Source organism: Thioalkalivibrio sp. AKL6 (genome assembly GCF_000376905.1).
GTDB lineage: Bacteria > Pseudomonadota > Gammaproteobacteria > Ectothiorhodospirales > Ectothiorhodospiraceae > Thioalkalivibrio > Thioalkalivibrio versutus.
The window spans coordinates 166,118-184,043 of record NZ_AQXS01000010.1; the positions used below are offsets into that span (position 1 = coordinate 166,118).

Below are 17,926 nucleotides of genomic sequence, written 5' to 3' on the forward strand. Positions count from 1 at the left end.
ACCGTGTCCGGCCTGGACGGTCTGAGTCAGCCGTCCTCCACCTTCGCGAGGGTGATGGCAGGGTAGAGGTCAAAGCGCACGCTCTTGCCCTTGATGCTCGCCTGGGGCGAGTCGGGACCGAGGGCGGGCGCATGCAGCGGGCGCTTGACGATGACGCGACGTTCCACGTTCTGGCGCAGGGTGGCCAGGGTTTGCTCTGCGTCGGGGTCGGCCGCCTCGGGCATCAGCGCCTGCATCAGCTGCATGTCCTTTTTCACCGCGGCCCGCTTGGCCCGTTCCGGGAACATGGGATCGAAGACCGCGGCCATTGCCGGGACGGCGAGATGCTCCGGATCGGCCTTCCCCTCGTGCAGGGTGATGCGCCCGATGATGGGCGCGAGTTCCGGGCTGGCCGCCGCGCGTTCTAGCGCGTCGGCGAGCAGGTGGTACACCACGGGATGCCGCTCCCAGGCCGTGACCCGGAAGCCGTGCGCGGCCAGCAGGAGGGTGTCGCGGCCCAGGCCGGCGGAGGCATCCAGCACATGACCGTCACGCGGGAGTCTGCCGAAGGCGCGGATCAGGCCCTCGCGCTGGTGACCGGCATGGGCGAGGCGGTAGCCCTGGCGCCCGGCGGCAAAGTCCAGCTGCAGTCGCAGCGGCGGGTGTACGTCCTCGCGGACCAGTTCGAGCCCGCGGTCTCCCGTCTCCAGCACGAGCGTGGCTTCCCCGGCATGGGCGTAGCTGCGCGCCGCCAAGGCTTGGCGCAGTGCGTTGGCGGCGGACTCGTGGCCGGGGGCCGCGCGTACGGTGAGTGGCATGGGCGTCAGTAGTGCGGCGGGGGTGGTTCGGCGCCCTCCGGCCCGCCGCCGTGCTCCTCGAGGTCGCGCATGCGATCGCGCAGCCACTGGACCTGCTGGCGCAGCTCGGTATTGGCCTGTTGCAGCTCCAGTTGCACGCGGGCCTGCTCCTCCTGGGTGTATTCCTGATGGGCCAGGCGGATCTCCAGATCCTCGATGCGTTTTTGCAGGGCTTCCGAATCCATGTGGGTTACTCCACCACGTTGCGCGGCTGGTCGCTCGCGAAGCCGTGGATATTGGCCGTGACCTCGGCGATCACCCGCTGCCGGGCGGTTCGCGCGGCCCAGGCGGTGTGGGGCGTGAGGACGAGGTTGGGGATATCGTCGGCCAGCAGGGGGTGATCCGCCGGTGGGGGTTCCGGTTCCAGTACGTCGATGCCGGCGCCGCCGAGATGCCCGCTGCGCAGGTACCTGGCCAGGGCCTCGGGATCGACCAGGCCACCCCGGGCGGTGTTCAGCAGCAGGGCCCCCGGACGCATCTGGCGCAGGGCGGCATCATCGATGAGGTGCCGGGTCGTCGCGGTCAGGGGGCAGTGCAGGCTGATGACGTCGCATTGTCCCAGCAACCGTTCCAGCGGCACGCGATCCTCTTGTGCTGCGCGGTCCGGATTCAGGCTCTCGGCGACCAGCACCTCCATGCCAAAGGCCTCGGCGACGCGCGCGGTGGCCCGGCCCAGTGCGCCCCAGCCAATGATGCCGAGGCGCATTCCGGCCACCGTGCCGATGGGGTGGTCGAGGAGACAGAACTGATCGGAGGCGCTCCAGCGACCGGCGCGAATGTCCGCGCGGTAGGCGTCCAGTTGGGTGACCAGCGTCAGCAGCAGGGCGAAGACGTGCTGCACCACGGAGTCGGTGGCGTAGTCGCGCGCATTGCTGACGACGATACCCAGGCGGCGGGCTCCCTCCACGTCGATATTGTTGGTTCCGGTGGCGGCGGCGCAGACGAGTCGCAGGCGGGGTACGGCGGCCAGTACCTCCGCATCCAGCTCGACCTTGTTGGTGACGATCACCTCGGCATCGCCGATCCGGCCCAGTCGTTGATCCGGCTCGGTGTGCTCGTGGAAGGACCACACGGGGAGGCTGGCCCGGAGTTCGGTCAGGTCAAGATCGTCGCGGTCGACCGTGGCGAGATCGAGAAAGACGCCGCGTTTAAGGTGGCTCATGATCGGCGTGTATCCGTATTCAATGAAGATGGTGTCCAATGAAAAGGGCCCCGCTGTGCGGGGCCCTGGAACGCATTCCTGCCGTGCTGTGCAGCGCGGAACCCTAGTTGTCGCCCATGAAGGCGTGGAACAGGTTCAGCAGGTGCAGGAACATCACATAGAGGTTCGCGTACAGCGAGACCGTCATCACGATGTAGTTGGCCTCGGGGTCGTGAATCATCCGGCTGGTGTCGAACAGGATGGCGGCCGACAGCAGCAGGACAACCGCGGCCGAGATGGCCAGCGACAGGGCCGGGATCGCCAGGAACAGGTTGGCGACGATGGCCAGCAGGGCGACGATCAGGCCGACGACCAGGAAGCCGCCGAGGAAGCTGAAGTCCTTCTTGGTGGCCAGGGCGTAGCCGGAAAGCGTGACAAACGCGACCGCAGTGGCGGCGAAGGCGTTGCCGACGATCTGGGGCCCGTTCGGCAGACCCAGGTACATGCTCAGGATCGGGCCGAGGAAGAAGCCCAGCACGCCGGTGAAGGCGAAGGTCAGCACGATGCCCAGCGCCGAGTTGCGCGCGGCGTGGATGGCGAACGGGCCGCCGATCAGCACCCCCAGCATGATGATCCAGTGCACCGGCGGCGCGTTGACCGCCATGGCGATGAACGCGGTGATCGCGCTGAACGCCAGGGTGAGCGACAGCAGCATGTAGGTCTGCCGGATCACCTTGTTGGTGGAGATGGTCTCGCTGATGGAACCAGTGCTGGACGGATTGCGACTCGAGCGGACGATCTGGTCTCGGGACACGGGTCAACTCCTCATTGGATTCGAAACAAGCACAGTGTAGCGACAAGCGTTCCCGGTTGCAGCGTTTCCCTTGAGGTTTCAGGGCATGCGGGCCGATCACGCGGTGATCGGCCCGGTGCGGGTTACTTGATCGGCTCGCCGACCTTTTCCGAGATGGTCTTCACCGCATGGTCGGTGGACTTGAAGATGTTGTCCTTGCCGATGATGTCGTCCAGCCCCGTGCGCTGCATGACCTCCATGATCTGGGCCTTGACGCCGGCGAACACGAGCGTGATGCCGCGGGCCTTGAGGCGGTGCACCAGTTGATGGATGACCTCTTCGCCGGAGGCGTCGATCTCGTTGATGCCCTTGCCGACGACGATCAGATATTTGGATTGTGGGTGGCGGGCCAGCAGGTCCAGTACGGCATCTTCGAAGTAGGGCACGTTGGCGAAGTACAACGACCCATCGAAGCGCATGATGCCGACCTTCTCGTTGGTCTCCAGGCCGTAGCGCTGGGCCTCGCGCAGGGTGCCGTCCTCATAGCGTGCCAGTTCCGAGACACGCGGCTTCATGGTGCGGTACAGATACAGCACGATGGCCAGACCGGCACCGGTGAGGATGCCGTAGTCCAGGTTCGGAGCCATTGCGAGGGTCGCAACGAAAGTCACGGCCGCGGCAGCGCCATCGTGCTTGTTGGCCACCCATGCGTGCTTGATGGCCTTGAAGTTCACGAGCCCGGCAACCGCCATCATGATGATGGCAGCGAGGACCGCCTGTGGCAGGTGATAGATCAGCGGCGTCAGGAACAGCAGGGCCAGGCCGATGAGTACCGCAGTAAAGACCGAGGAGAGGCCGGTCTTGGCGCCGGAGTTCAGGTTGACCGCTGATCGCGAGAACGAGCCGCTGACCGGATAGCCCTGGGTGAAGCCGCCGGCGATGTTCGCCAGACCCTGACCCATCAACTCCTTGCTGGGGTCCAGGCGCTGGCCGGTCCGTGCTGCCATGGCCTTGGCGATCGCGATGGCCTCGGTGAAGCCCACCAGCGCGATGACGAAGGCGGTGGTCAGCAGCGTGGTGAAGGTGCCGAAGGTAATATCCGGGATCGAGAACCCGGGGAGGCCCTGGGGCACATTGCCCACCACGGCGCCGCCGCCATTCAGATGCACGGTATCTTCACCGACCCGTTCGATACGCCATGCGGCGCGATCGGCGCGTGCACGTTCGGCATCAGTCAGGTGATCGTCTGCAATGAACCGCGCAGGCTGATCGTTCTCGCCGGGGACGCGACGCAGCGTGATGTCGCGGATCTCCTCGCGCATGCCGGCAAGTTCGGGGCGCAGTTCATCGCGCTGCAGACGCAGCTGGTCGGCCTCGTGGCGCAGGCGCACGGCCTCGGCGCCCTCCTGTTCCTGGAGCTCTGCTTCCAGTCGGCGGATCTGCTCGTCGAGATCGGCGAGGCGCCTGCCATCGCTCTCGATGGACTGCGCGAGAGTCAGAACCTGGGCCGGGGCGATCTGCTGAAGGGACGTCTCGGCCTTCTGCTCGTAGCCGATTGCCCAGCTCACCAGGATCGCCACGACCACGGCGACCAGTACCCCCGGGATCTTCGGCACGAACCGTTTCATCAGCACCATCAGGCCAATGGCGCCGACGCCGAACGCCAGCGTGGGCCAGTGGACGCTGCCCAATTCCGTCATCACGCCCCAGAGGCCCAGCATGAAGTGGCCGCTGGTATCAATCGGGACACCGAGGATCTTGTTCAGCTGCGACAGGGCGATGATGATGGCCGCGGCATTGGTGAAGCCGACGATGACCGGATGCGAGATAAAGCTGACCAGCGCGCCAAGCTTGAACAACCCCAGCATCAACTGGACCAGGCCCACGATGAATGCCAGGGCAATGGCCAGCATGACAAATTCGGAAGAGCCCTCGGCGGCCAGCGGTATCAGCGCCGAGGCGGTAAGTAGCGAGACCACCGCGACCGGGCCGGTGGCGAGCTGGTTCGATGAACCCCACAGCGCGGCGACCATGACGGGCAGCAGGGAGGCGTAAAGCCCGTACACCGGCGGTAGCCCGGCCAGCTGGGCATAGGCCATGGACTGCGGGATCAGGACCAGGGCGACCGAGATCCCGGCGATGAGGTCCGCGTTGAGGGTTTGCTTCGTCGGGCGCCAGCTGAGGAAGGGGAACACTCGCAGCAGAATCGAAGTCATCGGGTCGCTCGCTTGGCCAGTTCGTGAGGGTTGACGACGGCCGGAACCGATGCAATAGGCCCAAGGGCAGTCCGGGCCGGGGCTTGCCAGGGCCGTCGTCACAATACTGGCAGCCGGTGCTGGGCCCGGTCGGATGCACGGGCGCAGTCGCGAAAGTAGCGCCAGATTATAGGCGGTCAGTCCATTTTCTTCTATCTAACTTGTTCTATATGACACATACCATATCGGCTATGGATTGCGAGCAAGCTGCGAAGGGGGTTCGTCTGGCGGAGGCGGGAGATGACTGCGGCCGGGAGGCTGGAAATGGCGGAGAGGGAGGGATTACGGCCAGCGCCGCTGGCCGCCCTTCGGGCCGCCTTCACGTTGCTACGGCGTTCCGGTGTCGCGTTGCGCCACCGGTCGAACCCGCTTTCTGGAATCTCGGGTTCGAATCCCGGACCGCTGGGGCTTGGCGGCACAGTGCTTTGGGTGAATCCTGAGGATTGGGAATGGCGGAGAGGGAGGGATTCGAACCCTCGAGGGGCTTTCACCCCTGCCGGTTTTCAAGACCGGTGCAATCGACCACTCTGCCACCTCTCCGAGGTTGAGCATTGTCTGGCAAGGGGGACGGGCTGGCAACCGGGGGTGGCCCGCCTGGCCTGGCGGCCACGAGAGGGAGGGATAGATTCGGACCTGCGGTCCTCACCCTTCGGGCGTTGCCTGGCGGCAACGTCCTGCGGCGGCTGCGCCGCCTTGTCGAACCCTCGAGGGGCTTTCACCCCTGCCGGTTTTCAAGACCGGTGCAATCGACCACTCTGCCACCTCTCCGAGGTTGAGCATTGTCTGGCAAGGGGGACGGGCTGGCAACCGGGGGCGGTGCCGGGTCTCCCGGCGAAGGGCTCGCTGGGAGCGGGATATTCGGCATGCAACGCTTGACGTTCGCTCGCTTGAACCCTAATCTTGTCCGCGCTCCGGGCGGTTAGCTCAGCGGTAGAGCACTGCCTTCACACGGCAGGGGTCACTAGTTCGAACCTAGTACCGCCCACCAGCTTTGAATAACAAGAAAGCGGCCTCGGGAAACCGGGCCGCTTTTTTTGTGCCTGTGAGACGGTCGCATGTGACATGAGAGGCGCTTGCGGAATCTGGCGAGCGGGAGCGATTACTCGGCGTGTTGCGCCTCGTCCTTCGGGTCGTCGCCTGCAGCGACGTTCTGGCATCGCTGCGCGCTGCCAGTCGAACCGTCATTTTCGATTCCTCGGGTTCGAACCCCGAAACCGCAGAGGCCAGACATGCGAAAGGGGCCGCTCGGGGCCCTTTGCTAGTATTTGGCGGAGAGGGAGGGATTACTCGGCACTTCGCGCCTTGCCCTTCGGGTCGTCGCCTGCGGCGACGTTCTAGCGCCACTATATGGCGCCAGTCGAAGCTGAATTTCTTTATTCCTCGGGTTCGAATCCCCGCGCGTCTGGGCTAACCATGCAAAAGGGGCCACTCGGGCCCCTATGCTTAAATCTGGCGGAGAGGGAGGGATTCGAACCCTCGGTACTCGCGAGAGTACAACGGTTTTCGAGACCGCCCCGTTCGACCACTCCGGCACCTCTCCGAATCTGCTTGCCGCGCGGGGTCGAGCCGCTACGACGGAGCGAATCCTAGCAGATTCGGTTGGCCGAGCGGTAGCGTCTCCCTTAGGGCATCAGACGGGTGATCTCCCAGTCGCTGCCCACGCGGTGGTATTGGAACCGGTCGTGCAGCCGATTGGGGCGGCCCTGCCAGAATTCGAACAGTTCGGGCTGCAGGCGGTAGCCGATCCAGGCGGGATCGCGCGGAATGTCGCCCTCCGGGTATTGCTGCTCCAGCGAACGCACACGCTGCTCGAGTTCGTCGCGGCCGGCGACCGGGTGGCTCTGGGTCGAGGCCGCCGCGGCAATCTGGCTGCCGCGCGGGCGCTGGTGGAAGTAGGTATCGGCCAGTTCGCCCGGGAGGGCAGTGACCGGGCCTTCGACCCGGATCTGGCGCTCGGTCTCGGGCCAGTAGAACAATAGGGCGGCCTGCGGGTTTTCGCTCAGGTCCTGACCCTTGCGGCTGCGCGAGTCGGTGTACCAGGCCAAGCCCTCGGGATCGACGTGCTTGAGCAGAACGGTGCGAGCGGAGGGCTGGCCGTCGGCGCCGGCGGTGGCCAGGATCATGGCGGTGGGGTCCGGGTTGCCGGCTTCACGGGCGGCCTCGAGCCAGTCATTCAGCAGGCCGAGCGGGTTTTCGTGCAGGTCGCTGCGGCGAAGTTCGGCGCGGGTGTAATCGCGGCGGGTATGGCGGTGGTCGGCGGTGCTCATGGGGCCCCCTGGGCTGGATGCGACGACTTCATCATACGGCGCCGGCGGGGATTCGGAAATTTGTGCGACTTTCACTGTCACAGATGAGGACGATTCAATTCGAGCGCAAGGAGCATCCGATGGCTGAACCGATTATCGCCGCAGTGGAACCCCGGGGAGTGGAACTGACAAAGGGCGAGGAGTACGCGTTCTGTCGCTGCGGGCGCTCGAAGGATCAGCCATTCTGCGACGGCTCGCACGAGGGCACAGGTATCGAGCCGCTGATTTTCACGGCGGAAGAGGACGGCGAGGCGTACCTGTGTCAGTGCAAGCAGTCCGGCAATCTGCCGTACTGCGACGGGACGCATGCGCAGTTCGATCAGGACGCGGTGGGTCAGCCCGCGAGCGCGGCGGAAGGGGATTCCGAGGCATCGGATCAGGGCGATCAGGCCCCGAGCCCCCGTAACAGCGAGGTCGAACCGCATGTCGAGTGGATTCACGCCCTGGCACGCGATGGCTTGGAGGGTGTGGGCCGCCATGGCACAACGGTGGCGATGGGTGTCCCGCGCGATCGATTGCCCGCGTGGGACGGGCTGCAGCTCCTGGCGGCGCAACTGGCCACACGCCCGCTCGACGAAGATGCCGACGTGGGCACCTCGCTGGTGATCGGGCCCGAGGCGAAGCGCCCGCTGGAACTGGCGATTCCGCTGCTGGTGTCGGACATGAGCTTTGGTGCGCTTTCGTACGAGGCAAAGATCGCCCTGGCGCGCGGGGCAGAGCGGGCCGGGACCGGTATCTGCTCCGGCGAGGGGGGCATGCTGGACGCCGAGCAGGCAGAGAATTCGCGCTACCTGTTCGAGTTGGGGCCGGCGCAGTTTGGCTATTCGGACGAGGTGCTGGACCAGATTCAGGCGTTTCATTTCAAGGCCGGGCAGGCCGCGAAGACCGGGCTGGGCGGGGTTCTTCCGGGCAGCAAGGTGAGTGACGAGATTGCGCGGGTGCGTGGGATCGAGGCGGGGCAGGATGCCCATTCACCCGCTGCCCATGCCGATCTGCAAAGCCCGGACGATTTCCGCCGGTTTGCCGACGCGGTGCGCGAGAAGACCGGTGGTGTGCCGGTCGGATTCAAGCTGTCGGCCAACCACATCGAGGCGGACCTGGCCTTTGCCCTGGAGGCTGGCGCCGACTACCTGATCCTGGATGGCCGAGGCGGCGGCACGGGCGCCGCGCCGGCCCTGCTGCGCGATCACATCAGCGTGCCTACCATCCCGGCGCTGGCACGGGCGCGGCGCTTTCTCGATGCCAACGGCGCCACTGGACGGGTGACGCTGCTGGTTACCGGTGGGCTGCGCACGCCCGCGGACTTCGTGAAGGCCCTGGCCCTCGGTGCGGACGGGATTGCCCTCGCCAATTCGGCGATCCAGGCCGTGGGCTGCGTGAGCGCGCGGATGTGCCATACCAATCAGTGCCCCAGTGGTGTAGCGACCCAGGATCCGAAACTGCGCAGCCGGCTGGACCCGCAGGAGGGGAGCGAGCGGCTGGAGCGTTTCCTGAATGGTTCCACCGAGTTGATGAAAGTACTGGCGCGGGCCTGTGGGCATTCCAGTCTGGAGGACTTCGGGCCGAATGATCTGACCACGTTCGATCGCGATCTCGCACGTCTCGCCGGTATCCAGTACGCAGGGGTTCTCGAGGGACGTTGATGGCCGTCCTCTGGAGCCGGGTAACCCCGATGTGTTCCTGCTCCCGGGGGGATCTGGATTAGCCCGCCTCGGAGCAATCCCGGTAGAATCGCGCTTTTTCGGGAATGGGGGTTTTGATGAGCTACTCCGATGTCCACCAGAGCTACGGGCGTTGTCGGCGGGCCGGCAACTTCGTGGATCGCTTCTACGAACGCTTTCTCGCCGCCGACGAGCGGGTGGCACAGGCGTTCACGACCACCAACTGGTCGCAGCAGAAGCGGGCCCTCGGGCAGGCAATCTCCACTGCGATCAGTTACGCCGAGGGCGAGAGCTTCGTCGCACCGACCATGGAAAAGATGGCCGAGGTGCATAGCCGCCATGGCCGCGTACCGGTCGCGCCGGAGCTGTACGGGGTGTGGCTGAACTGCATGGTGGAGACGGCCCGCGAGGTGGATCCGCGCTGGGACGAGTCCCTGGCGCAGCGCTGGCGCGGCGCGCTGAGTCCGGCGATCGATCTGTTCATCGAGCGCTACTGACGCGAGCCGGGCCGTTTCCGGCGGCCCGGTCAACCACTGCGAAGTCCCGCCCGCGGGCGTGCCCTGTTGATCTTGGGGCGCCCCCGGCGTGTAATGCGCGCATTTCCTGTTGCCGGCGTCCGCCGGAAGAAGCCTGGTCATGTCCGCAGCACCCGATTCCCTGTTCGCCCGCAAGCCCTACTGGGCCAAGCGCTTTGGCACGGCGCCGTTTCTGCCAACCACGCGCGAGGAAATGGACGACCTCGGCTGGGACAGCTGCGACATCGTGCTGGTGACCGGCGATGCCTATGTGGACCACCCGAGCTTCGGCATGGCGATCATCGGCCGGCTGCTGGAGGCACAGGGGTTCCGCGTGGGCATTCTGGCGCAGCCGGACTGGACATCGGCCGAGCCGTTCCGGGCCCTGGGGCGGCCGAACCTGTTCTTCGGCGTGACCGCCGGGAACATGGACTCGATGGTCAACCACTACACCGCGGAGCGGAAGATCCGCTCCAACGATGCTTATACGCCGGGGGACGTGCATGGCAAACGCCCGGACCGTGCGGTGATCGTGTACGCCCAGCGCGCCCGCGAGGCGTACAAGGACGTGCCGGTCGTGGCCGGCGGGATCGAGGCCAGCCTGCGGCGTATCGCGCACTACGACTACTGGCAGGACAAGGTGCGCCGCTCCGTATTGCTGGATTCGCGCGCCGACATCCTGCTGTTCGGCAATGCCGAGCGCGCCCTGGTAGAGCTCGCCCATCGCGTCGCTGCGGGCGAGCACCCGCGCGAGATCACGGACCTACGCGGGACGGCCCTGCTGCGCGATGCCGTGCCGTCCGGCTACGTCGAGCTGGATTCCAGCGAGGTTGATACCCCCGGACCGGTGGATGCCAACCCCGACCCCTACGCCATGGTCTCGCCCGAGACCTGCGCCGATGCCGAGGCACAGGATGCACAGGCGGCCGAAGCGGAGGCAGGTGCGAAGGTCGTGCGTTTTCACCGGGATATCCCGCGTGGCACCCCGCGCGAGCAAACGGTGATCCGTATTCCGGCCTTCGAGCAGGTGAAGGGCGACGCGGTGCTCTACGCGCATGCCTCGCGGGTGCTGCACCTGGAGACCAACCCGGGGAATGCCCGCGCGATCGTGCAGCGCCACGGGGACAAGGAGGTCTGGCTCAATCCGCCGCCGATCCCGCTGTCGACGCCCGAGATGGACGCGGTGTTCGACCTGCCCTATGCGCGGGCCCCGCATCCGTCCTACGGGGATGCGCGCATCCCGGCATGGGAGATGATCCGCTTCTCGGTGAACATCATGCGCGGCTGTTTCGGCGGCTGTACGTTCTGTTCCATCACCGAACACGAAGGGCGGATCATCCAGAGCCGCTCCGAGGACAGCGTGCTGCGCGAGATCGAGGAGATCCGCGACAAGGTGGACGGGTTCACTGGCGTGATCTCGGATCTGGGCGGCCCGACCGCCAACATGTACCGCCTGGCCTGCAAGGACCCGAAGATCGAGCAGAGCTGTCGGCGACTGTCCTGCGTGTACCCGGGCATCTGCAGCAACCTGGACACCGACCACGCGCCGCTCATCCGCCTGTACCGCAAGGCGCGGGCGCTGCCGGGCATCAAAAAGATCCTGATTGCATCGGGTCTGCGCTACGACCTGGCGATCGAGTCACCGGAGTATGTGAAAGAACTGGTGACCCACCATGTGGGGGGTTACCTGAAGATTGCGCCGGAACATACGGAAAAGGGACCGCTTTCGCGCATGATGAAGCCGGGCATGGGGACCTATGACCGGTTCAAGGCCATGTTCGAGAAGTACTCGAAGGCGGCCGGGAAGGAGCAGTACCTGATCCCGTATTTCATCGCCGCGCATCCCGGCACCACCGACCAGGACATGCTGCAGCTTGCGCTCTGGCTGAAGCGCAACGACTTCCGCGCCGACCAGGTGCAGGCGTTCTTGCCCAGTCCCATGGCCCTGGCCACCGCCATGTGGCACTCGGGGCGTGACCCGCTGCGCGGCATTCGGCGCACGACCAGCGAACGCGTCCCCGTGCCTCGCGGGGTGCGCGCGCGGCGTCTGCACAAGGCGTTCCTGCGCTATCACGATCCGAACAACTGGCCGCTACTGCGCGATGCCCTGCAACGTATGGGGCGTGCGGACCTGATCGGCAATGGCAAGCATCACCTGGTGCCGACCTGGCAGCCGGCCGGGACCGGTCAGGGTTCGGCACGTCCGGCCACCGGAGGGCGCATCACCCGTGGCGGCAAGGCGCTGAAAAAGCGCGGCCAGACCTTCCAGACGCAGCACAACGGCGTCGAGGCCGCAGCACGCCCCGGTGGCAAGCCAGTAGAAGCGGGCAAGGCCGGGGCGCGTTCGGCCACGCCCAAGGGCGGCAAGCCGCGCGCGGGTGGTGGGAAGGTGCGCAAAGGGCGCCCGGCCGGAAAACGACCGCGCGCCTGACGCCGCTGCGGTTCAGGACGCCGCGTCGGGCACCGGGACCTGGCCTTCCAGACTGATGTTCAGACCGGTGGTGGTGCGGTCGCCGGGGTCAAGGAAGTACAGGTAGGGGCCAACCACGGCCTCGGGCTCGGGCAGTAGGTCGGGGTTTTCCCCGGGATAATGCCCGGCGCGGAAGCGGGTGCGCACCGGGCCGGTGTCGAGACCGTTCACGTGCAGGAAGCGCGGTTCGTTGCGATGCTCGTGCGACAGGATGTCGATCAGGCCGTCCTGGGCCGCCTTGGCCATGCCGAAGGCGCCCCAGAAGGCCTTGCGCGCGTTCTGGGTGGACACGACCAGGCTCCCGGTGGGACTGGCCTCCAGCAGCGGCAGGACGGCCTGCGTGAGGAAGAACGGGCCGTGCAGGTTACTGTTGATGACCTTGAACCACAGCTCCGGGTCGTAGTTCTTCATCGGCATCAGGGCGCCGGCCCAGCCCGCGTTCAGTACCAGCCCGTCCAGACGGCCCAGCGAGTCGCGGATGTTCTCCGCCAGGTCACCATAGTCCTTGACCGTCGCGCCTTCGAGATTCAGTGGGTAGATCGCGGGCTGCGGGTAACCGGCCTGTTCAATCCGGTCATAGACCGCTTCGAGGCCCTTCAGGTCCTTGTCCAGCAGGACCACGATCGCGCCGGCCGCGGCACAGGCCTCGGCAACCGCGCGGCCGATGCCGTCGGCGGCCCCGGTGACCAGGATCACGCGTTCATCGAAGGCGCCGGGTTCGGGGCGGTAGGCGAGCAGGCGGGGAATATCGAGATCGGTCAAGGATGGTCCTCCAGGTACAGGTGCGCCGATTCTAGTCCAGATTGTACGGCCGCTTCGAGCGTGGACGGCAGTGCAGGCGTCAGGTAATCCCCGGCCAGATAACACCCCGGCCAGGGCGTGCGGGCCGGCGGGCGACGTGCATCCAGACCGGCTTGCGCGTCCAGCGTCGCGCGGCGTTCGCACACGCTGTGGCCGGTCTCGGGTCCGCCCAGTTCGGGGAAGGTTTGGGCCAGGGAGCGGGCGACGGTGCGCCATCGCGCACCCGCCGTCAACGGTTCGAGGTCGTCGGCGGCGGAGATCACGACCGCCAGCCAGTGTGGCGCCCCGGCCACATGCCGCGCGATCAGCCATTGGCCATGCTGGTCCAGCAGCCCCTGTAGTGGCGGAAGATCATCAAGGCGCCGCGCATAGCGCAGGTAGACCGTGCAGATGCTGCGGGCGCCCATGGCATTCAGGCCCTGGTGCGTGGCCTCCCAGCCGGTTTCGTGTGGCAGCAGGGCAGCGGCGGTGGCTGGAGGGGTCGCCAGGATCACGCCGCGCGCCGGGCTCGCCACGCCCTGGCGGTCGCGCAGGCGGTAGGGGGCGGCGTCGTGAGTCGTGCTGCGCTCAATGGCGGTGATGCGGCGGCCCAGATCCACTCTGGCGCCACGCTCCCGGAGTTCCTGGACAGCCGGTTCCGGGAACAGCTCGCCGAGTGGCCGCGCGGGGACGAGAAGGCGCGCGGCCTCCGGGCCATGGTTGAGCGCCAGGCGCAGGACGTTCTGGAAGATGCGGGCCGAGGCGGTTCGGGTCGGGGTGTTCATCACCGCCAGGCACAACGGGTCCCACAGGCTGCGAATGAGGGCGTCGGGCTGACGGCGCTGGCGCAGCCAGTCGAGGACGGGGAGATCGTCGCGCAGGGGCCGGTGCAACATGGCGGCGGCGCCGGACAGGGCACGCAGGCGTGTACCAAGGGAGTGCTTCGCAAGCGCCCGGTAAAGCGCGGCGGCCAGGGCGGGCAACCGGGGCGAACGCGGTTCCAGCAGGAACGCCGGGGCCTGCGGCCGGCCGGTAGGCTCGAACATGCGAAGGCCGAAGGGCAGGGCCTGAAACGCCTGCTCGGGGTTGATGCCGACCGAACGGATCTGCTGCAGGGTCTGCTGGCAGGCCCCGACCAGGATGTGCTGGCCGTTGTCGAGCGGGGTGCCGTCCAGGTCGAGGTTGCGGGCACGGCCACCGGGGGTCTTGCCGGCCTCGATCAGGTGCACGGATTGCCCGGCGCGAGCAAGCGCCAGCGCAGCGGTCAGGCCGGCCCAGCCCGCGCCGACCACGACCGCCGGGGCCGGGGGGGAGCTGGAGGTCATGGCATCAGGCCGCGCGGCGGCGTTGTTCGCGCTTCAGGCGGCGCGCGGTGCGCCACGCGATCCACAGCTTGCGGATCGGGGTCAGGCGTACGCGGTGTTCCAGCACGCGATAGCCATCGTCCGCGATCTCGTCGAGCAGGGTGCGGTAGATGGTTGCCATGATCAGGCCCGGGCGCTGGGCGTAGCGGTCGGCGTCCGGGAGGTGTTCCTCGGCGCGTTCGTAGTAGCGTCGCGCCCGTTCCGCCTGCTCCGCGAACAGGGCGCGGTGGCGGTCGTCGGTGATGTTGATCTGGAATTCCTCAGGCTTGACCCCGTGCTTGCTGAGCTCGTCCATGGGGATGTACACGCGGCCGCGCATGGCGTCCTCGTGCACGTCGCGCAGGATGTTGGTGAGCTGCAACGCCATGCCGAGGTCGTGGGCGTACTTGAGAGTGCGCCGGTCGGTGTAGCCGAAGATATGAGCGGACAGGATGCCCACGACGCTGGCGGCGCGGTAGCAGTACAGCGACAGCGTGGTGAAGTCCGGGTAACTGTCGTAGTCGAGATCCATCTGCATGCCGTCGATGATCTCGTCGAAATACTCGCGGCCGAGGTCGAAGGCGGCGATGTGGGGCTGCAGTGCCTGGGTGATGGGGTGGCGGGGTTCGCCGGCGAACAGGCGTTCGATCTCCTGGCGCCACCAGTCGAGCTTGGTGCGCGCAATGCTCTCCTCGCTCACCTCGTCGACGATGTCGTCGACTTCCCGGCAGAAGGCGTACAGCGCCGTGATGGCGCGACGGCGGTCCGGCTCCAGAAAGCGGAACGCGTAGTAGAAGCTGGAGCCGCTTTGCGCGGCCTTCTCCTCGCAATACTCGTCGGGGGACATGCGCTCTCGCGTGGCGGGTGTCGAACAGGGAGGAGAAGGCTAGCACAGGCAGCACAGGGGGCGGGAGAGGGCGCCCTGAAGGCGGATTGTTGACCTGTATCAAGCTCGGGCCTGGCGTGCGGCCGTAGTCTGCAGAACCAAGGTCGCGAGTGCGCGGCGACGGCTGTGGAGCTCCCAATGGAACAACGCCTGGTGTTTGATCCCGAAATCCTGCGCCGATACGACGTGAGTGGGCCGCGGTACACGTCGTATCCCACCGCGCCACAGTTTCACGAGGGCTTCGACGACCGCGCCTATGCCGAGGCGGCGCAGGCGACCAACGGGGCCGATCCGGCGCGCCCCCTGTCGCTGTACGTGCATGTCCCGTTCTGCGACACGGTGTGCTTCTACTGCGCCTGCAACAAGGTCATCACCGGAAATTACCAGCGCGCCCAGCGCTACCTGCAGTATCTGGAGCGTGAGGCCGAACTGCAGGGCGAGCTGTTCGACCGGGAACGCACTGTCGGGCAGCTGCACTTCGGGGGCGGCACGCCGACCTATCTTGGCGATGAAGATCTGCGCCGGGTGATGGCGACGCTGGGGAGGCACTTCCGCCTGGACGAAAGCGATGCCCGCGAGTTCTCCATCGAGATTGATCCGCGCGCGGTGCGGCCCGGGACCATCCCGCTGCTGGGCGAGCTGGGTTTTAACCGGATCAGCCTCGGGGTGCAGGATTTCGACCCGAACGTGCAGCGGGCGGTGAACCGCATCCAGCCGTTCGAGGTGACCGCGCAGGCGGTGGAGCAGGCGCGGGCCAACGGCTTCGAATCCACCAACCTGGACCTGATCTACGGCCTTCCCTTGCAGACGGTGGAGACCTATACCGCCACCCTGGAACGCGCGCTGGAGCTGCGCCCGGAGCGCCTGGCGATCTACAACTACGCGCACCTGCCGCAGATGTTCAAGACTCAGCGCCAGATCCGCGAGGCCGATCTGCCCGACGCCGCGGAGAAGCTGGCGATCTTCGAGACTACGATCGCTCGCCTGACCGATGCGGGCTATGTCTACATCGGCATGGACCACTTTGCCCTGCCGGACGACGAACTGGCCACGGCCCAGCGCGCCGGGACGCTGCAGCGCAATTTCCAGGGCTATTCCACACGGGCGGAGTACGACCTGGTGGCACTGGGTCCGACGGCCATCGGCAAGGTGGGCGCCACCTACAGCCAGAACCTGCGCGAGCTGGATGCCTATTACGCGCGGCTGGATGCCGGGCGCCTGCCGGTGTTTCGCGGACTCGAACTGAGTGCCGACGATCGGCTGCGCCGGGACGTGATTACCGAACTCATGTGCCACTCGCGCATCGATTTCGCCGCGATCGAGGCGCGCCACGGGATCGTGTTCGGCGAGGTCCTTGGGGATGCACTGGAGCGGCTGCAGGGCATGGAGGCCGATGGACTGGTACGGATCGGCGCGGGGCGCCTGGAAATCCTGCCGCGCGGGCGGTTGCTGCTGCGCAACGTCGCCATGGCCTTCGACGCCTACCTGAAGACGGAGAGCGCGCAGCGCTACAGCAAGGTAGTGTGAGCGGCTTGACGGCGATCCGTTCTCGGCGGAAGCTTTGAACAATAGCAACCGGTAACAGGGACGTTCCGGTGAAGACGACACGTTACTTCGAGACTGTACGCGAGAGGCCGGATCGGCGAATGATCCGGGATCACTGGATCAGTAGTGCAATCGACCAACCGTTGTGCGAAGAAGTCCAAGGCGATGGGCGTATCCGCAGATGGGCTCGTGTCGAGGAGGCTGAAGGACGCTACCTTCGCGTTGTTCTGCTGCCGGATGGAGAAACCGTTCACAACGCCTTTTTCGATCGAGGGTTCCAGCCATGAAACTCCAGTACTTCGGGGATACGGATACGCTTTATATCGAATTCCGAGGCGATAGCGTGGCCGAAACCCGCTCGCTTGACGAGAACACTACCCTGGATGTCGATGCCAGTGGTGGTGTTTGCGCCATTACCTTTGAGCACGCAAGCGAACGAACTGACCTCCAGCACCTTACGGTCGAGGGCATTGCCGCTTGATGCCTTTTAAGCCCTCAGCTTAACCAGGGGTTCTCGGCGGCTCGATCCCTACGGTCTTCGGCGGCGCGGCCGAAGGCTGTGGCTCAGGATGATCCAGGCGTCGCGGGTACGCAGGCGCGGGCGGGCAAAGACGTCATCCTGCTGCCGCAGCCGCCAGAGGATGCGTGCCCCGCCGTTGATGATCGCCCGGATCTCCAGCCCCATGCGTCCGCGCAGCAGCCCGCCCAGCGGCGCCCCGGCGCGCAGCAGCCGGTCGGCGCGGGCGTATTGAAACTGCATCAGGTTGCGTAGCTGGAAGGTGGTCTGCCCGGTGGCCAGCATCGCTTCGGTCACGCCGTACTGGTCCATCTCTTCCTGCGGCAGGTAGATGCGGTTGTTCTCCTGCAGGTCCTGCTGCAGGTCCTGGTAGAAGTTGATCAGCTGCAGCGCCGAGCAGATGGCGTCCGAGTACCCCAGCATCTCGTCGGTCGGGTTGCCGTTCAGGTGCAGCATCAGCCGGCCAACCGGGTTGGCCGAGCGGCGGCAGTAGTCCATGACCTCGCCGAAGGTCGCATAGCGGGTCTGTTCCAGATCCTGCAGGAAGGCGTCGATCAGGTCGGAGAACGGCGCGGCCGGGAGGTCGAAGCGGGCGCGGGCGTCGGCAAGGGCAATCCATTCGGGTTCGTGTTCGGCGGCGGGGTCTTCCAGGATCTGCACCCGTTCCTGCATCGTCAGCAGCGCCTGGCGCCGCTCGGCGACCGGACGCGGGTCCTCGTCGGCCAGGTCGTCGGCATTGCGTGCGAAGCAGTAGATCGCCGCCACGGGGCCGCGCAGGCGACTGGGCAGCAGCCAGGAGGCCACGGGGAAGTTCTCGTAATGCGCCTTGGCACGCTGGCGACAGTGGCGGTAGGCCGAACGGATACGGGGCGACATGG

15 protein-coding genes, 4 tRNA genes and 2 other RNA genes are annotated in these 17,926 nt (G+C 66.4%); 6 read left to right on the top strand and 15 right to left on the bottom strand.

The window, feature by feature from the left end; translation table 11 throughout:
• Nucleotides 1–26: 26 nt before the first annotated feature.
• From D575_RS0108775 to D575_RS14390, 7 genes are all read right to left on the bottom strand, one after another.
• Entirely contained in the window at nt 27–797 is a 771-nt protein-coding gene (locus D575_RS0108775) for a class I SAM-dependent methyltransferase (RefSeq protein WP_018145546.1), read from the bottom strand.
• A 5-nt stretch (nt 798–802) separates the two neighbouring features.
• Complete coding sequence (locus D575_RS0108780; protein ID WP_018145547.1) at nt 803–1,021, bottom strand: SlyX family protein; 219 nt, start codon at nt 1,019–1,021, stop codon at nt 803–805.
• Nucleotides 1,022–1,026: 5 nt separating this feature from the next.
• Nucleotides 1,027–1,998, bottom strand: a complete 972-nt coding sequence (locus D575_RS0108785) for a D-2-hydroxyacid dehydrogenase (RefSeq protein ID WP_018145548.1) — start codon at nt 1,996–1,998, stop codon at nt 1,027–1,029.
• A 103-nt stretch (nt 1,999–2,101) separates the two neighbouring features.
• On the bottom strand, nt 2,102–2,791 hold the full coding sequence (locus D575_RS0108790) for a Bax inhibitor-1/YccA family protein (protein WP_018145549.1): 690 nt from the start codon (nt 2,789–2,791) through the stop codon (nt 2,102–2,104).
• A gap of 122 nt (nt 2,792–2,913) precedes the next feature.
• Nucleotides 2,914–4,986 carry a SulP family inorganic anion transporter gene (locus D575_RS0108795; RefSeq protein ID WP_018145550.1) on the bottom strand — a complete coding sequence of 691 codons (2,073 nt, stop codon included), beginning with the start codon at nt 4,984–4,986 and terminating at the stop codon, nt 2,914–2,916.
• A gap of 489 nt (nt 4,987–5,475) precedes the next feature.
• A tRNA-Ser gene (locus D575_RS0108800) sits at nt 5,476–5,565 on the bottom strand.
• A gap of 68 nt (nt 5,566–5,633) precedes the next feature.
• Nucleotides 5,634–5,793: transfer RNA gene (locus tag D575_RS14390), tRNA-Ser, on the bottom strand.
• Between the two features lie 145 nt (nt 5,794–5,938).
• Between D575_RS14390 and D575_RS0108805 the strand changes: the two genes are divergently transcribed.
• A tRNA-Val gene (locus D575_RS0108805) sits at nt 5,939–6,013 on the top strand.
• A 94-nt stretch (nt 6,014–6,107) separates the two neighbouring features.
• Here the strand turns inward: D575_RS0108805 and D575_RS14095 are convergent.
• From D575_RS14095 to pdxH, 4 genes are all read right to left on the bottom strand, one after another.
• A non-coding RNA gene (locus D575_RS14095) (RtT sRNA) lies at nt 6,108–6,248 on the bottom strand.
• A 43-nt stretch (nt 6,249–6,291) separates the two neighbouring features.
• A non-coding RNA gene (locus D575_RS14100) (RtT sRNA) lies at nt 6,292–6,439 on the bottom strand.
• Between the two features lie 36 nt (nt 6,440–6,475).
• A tRNA-Ser gene (locus tag D575_RS0108810) sits at nt 6,476–6,565 on the bottom strand.
• Between the two features lie 82 nt (nt 6,566–6,647).
• Entirely contained in the window at nt 6,648–7,292 is a 645-nt protein-coding gene (pdxH, locus tag D575_RS0108815) for a pyridoxamine 5'-phosphate oxidase (protein ID WP_018145551.1), read from the bottom strand.
• A 119-nt stretch (nt 7,293–7,411) separates the two neighbouring features.
• Between pdxH and D575_RS0108820 the strand changes: the two genes are divergently transcribed.
• From D575_RS0108820 to D575_RS0108830, 3 genes are all read left to right on the top strand, one after another.
• Nucleotides 7,412–8,974, top strand: a complete 1,563-nt coding sequence (locus tag D575_RS0108820; RefSeq protein ID WP_018145552.1) for a glutamate synthase-related protein — start codon at nt 7,412–7,414, stop codon at nt 8,972–8,974.
• Nucleotides 8,975–9,090: 116 nt separating this feature from the next.
• The gene (locus D575_RS0108825; protein WP_018145553.1) at nt 9,091–9,489 is read left to right on the top strand and encodes a globin; all 399 of its coding nucleotides are present in this window, start codon (nt 9,091–9,093) and stop codon (nt 9,487–9,489) included.
• A gap of 139 nt (nt 9,490–9,628) precedes the next feature.
• Nucleotides 9,629–11,938 carry a YgiQ family radical SAM protein gene (locus D575_RS0108830; protein ID WP_018145554.1) on the top strand — a complete coding sequence of 770 codons (2,310 nt, stop codon included), beginning with the start codon at nt 9,629–9,631 and terminating at the stop codon, nt 11,936–11,938.
• Nucleotides 11,939–11,950: 12 nt separating this feature from the next.
• Here D575_RS0108830 and D575_RS0108835 read toward each other — a convergent pair whose 3' ends face one another.
• Genes D575_RS0108835 through hpnD form a run of 3 tightly spaced genes read right to left on the bottom strand, consistent with a single transcriptional unit; the run spans nt 11,951 to nt 14,947 of the window.
• Nucleotides 11,951–12,739 carry an SDR family NAD(P)-dependent oxidoreductase gene (locus D575_RS0108835; protein ID WP_018145555.1) on the bottom strand — a complete coding sequence of 263 codons (789 nt, stop codon included), beginning with the start codon at nt 12,737–12,739 and terminating at the stop codon, nt 11,951–11,953.
• Complete coding sequence (gene hpnE, locus D575_RS0108840) at nt 12,736–14,082, bottom strand: hydroxysqualene dehydroxylase HpnE (RefSeq protein ID WP_018145556.1); 1,347 nt, start codon at nt 14,080–14,082, stop codon at nt 12,736–12,738. Before hpnE ends, D575_RS0108835 begins: the two co-directional genes overlap by 4 nt.
• 4 nt (nt 14,083–14,086) lie before the next feature.
• Complete coding sequence (hpnD, locus tag D575_RS0108845; protein ID WP_018145557.1) at nt 14,087–14,947, bottom strand: presqualene diphosphate synthase HpnD; 861 nt, start codon at nt 14,945–14,947, stop codon at nt 14,087–14,089.
• A 177-nt stretch (nt 14,948–15,124) separates the two neighbouring features.
• Between hpnD and hemN the strand changes: the two genes are divergently transcribed.
• A complete protein-coding gene (gene hemN / locus D575_RS0108850) occupies nt 15,125–16,513 on the top strand; it encodes an oxygen-independent coproporphyrinogen III oxidase (RefSeq protein ID WP_018145558.1) in 1,389 nt (462 codons plus the stop codon).
• A gap of 301 nt (nt 16,514–16,814) precedes the next feature.
• On the top strand, nt 16,815–17,012 hold the full coding sequence (locus tag D575_RS0108855; protein WP_018145559.1) for a DUF2283 domain-containing protein: 198 nt from the start codon (nt 16,815–16,817) through the stop codon (nt 17,010–17,012).
• 48 nt (nt 17,013–17,060) lie between these two features.
• Here the strand turns inward: D575_RS0108855 and hpnC are convergent, their stop codons facing one another.
• A complete protein-coding gene (gene hpnC, locus D575_RS0108860; RefSeq protein WP_018145560.1) occupies nt 17,061–17,924 on the bottom strand; it encodes a squalene synthase HpnC in 864 nt (287 codons plus the stop codon).
• Between the last annotated feature and the right edge of the window lie 2 nt (nt 17,925–17,926).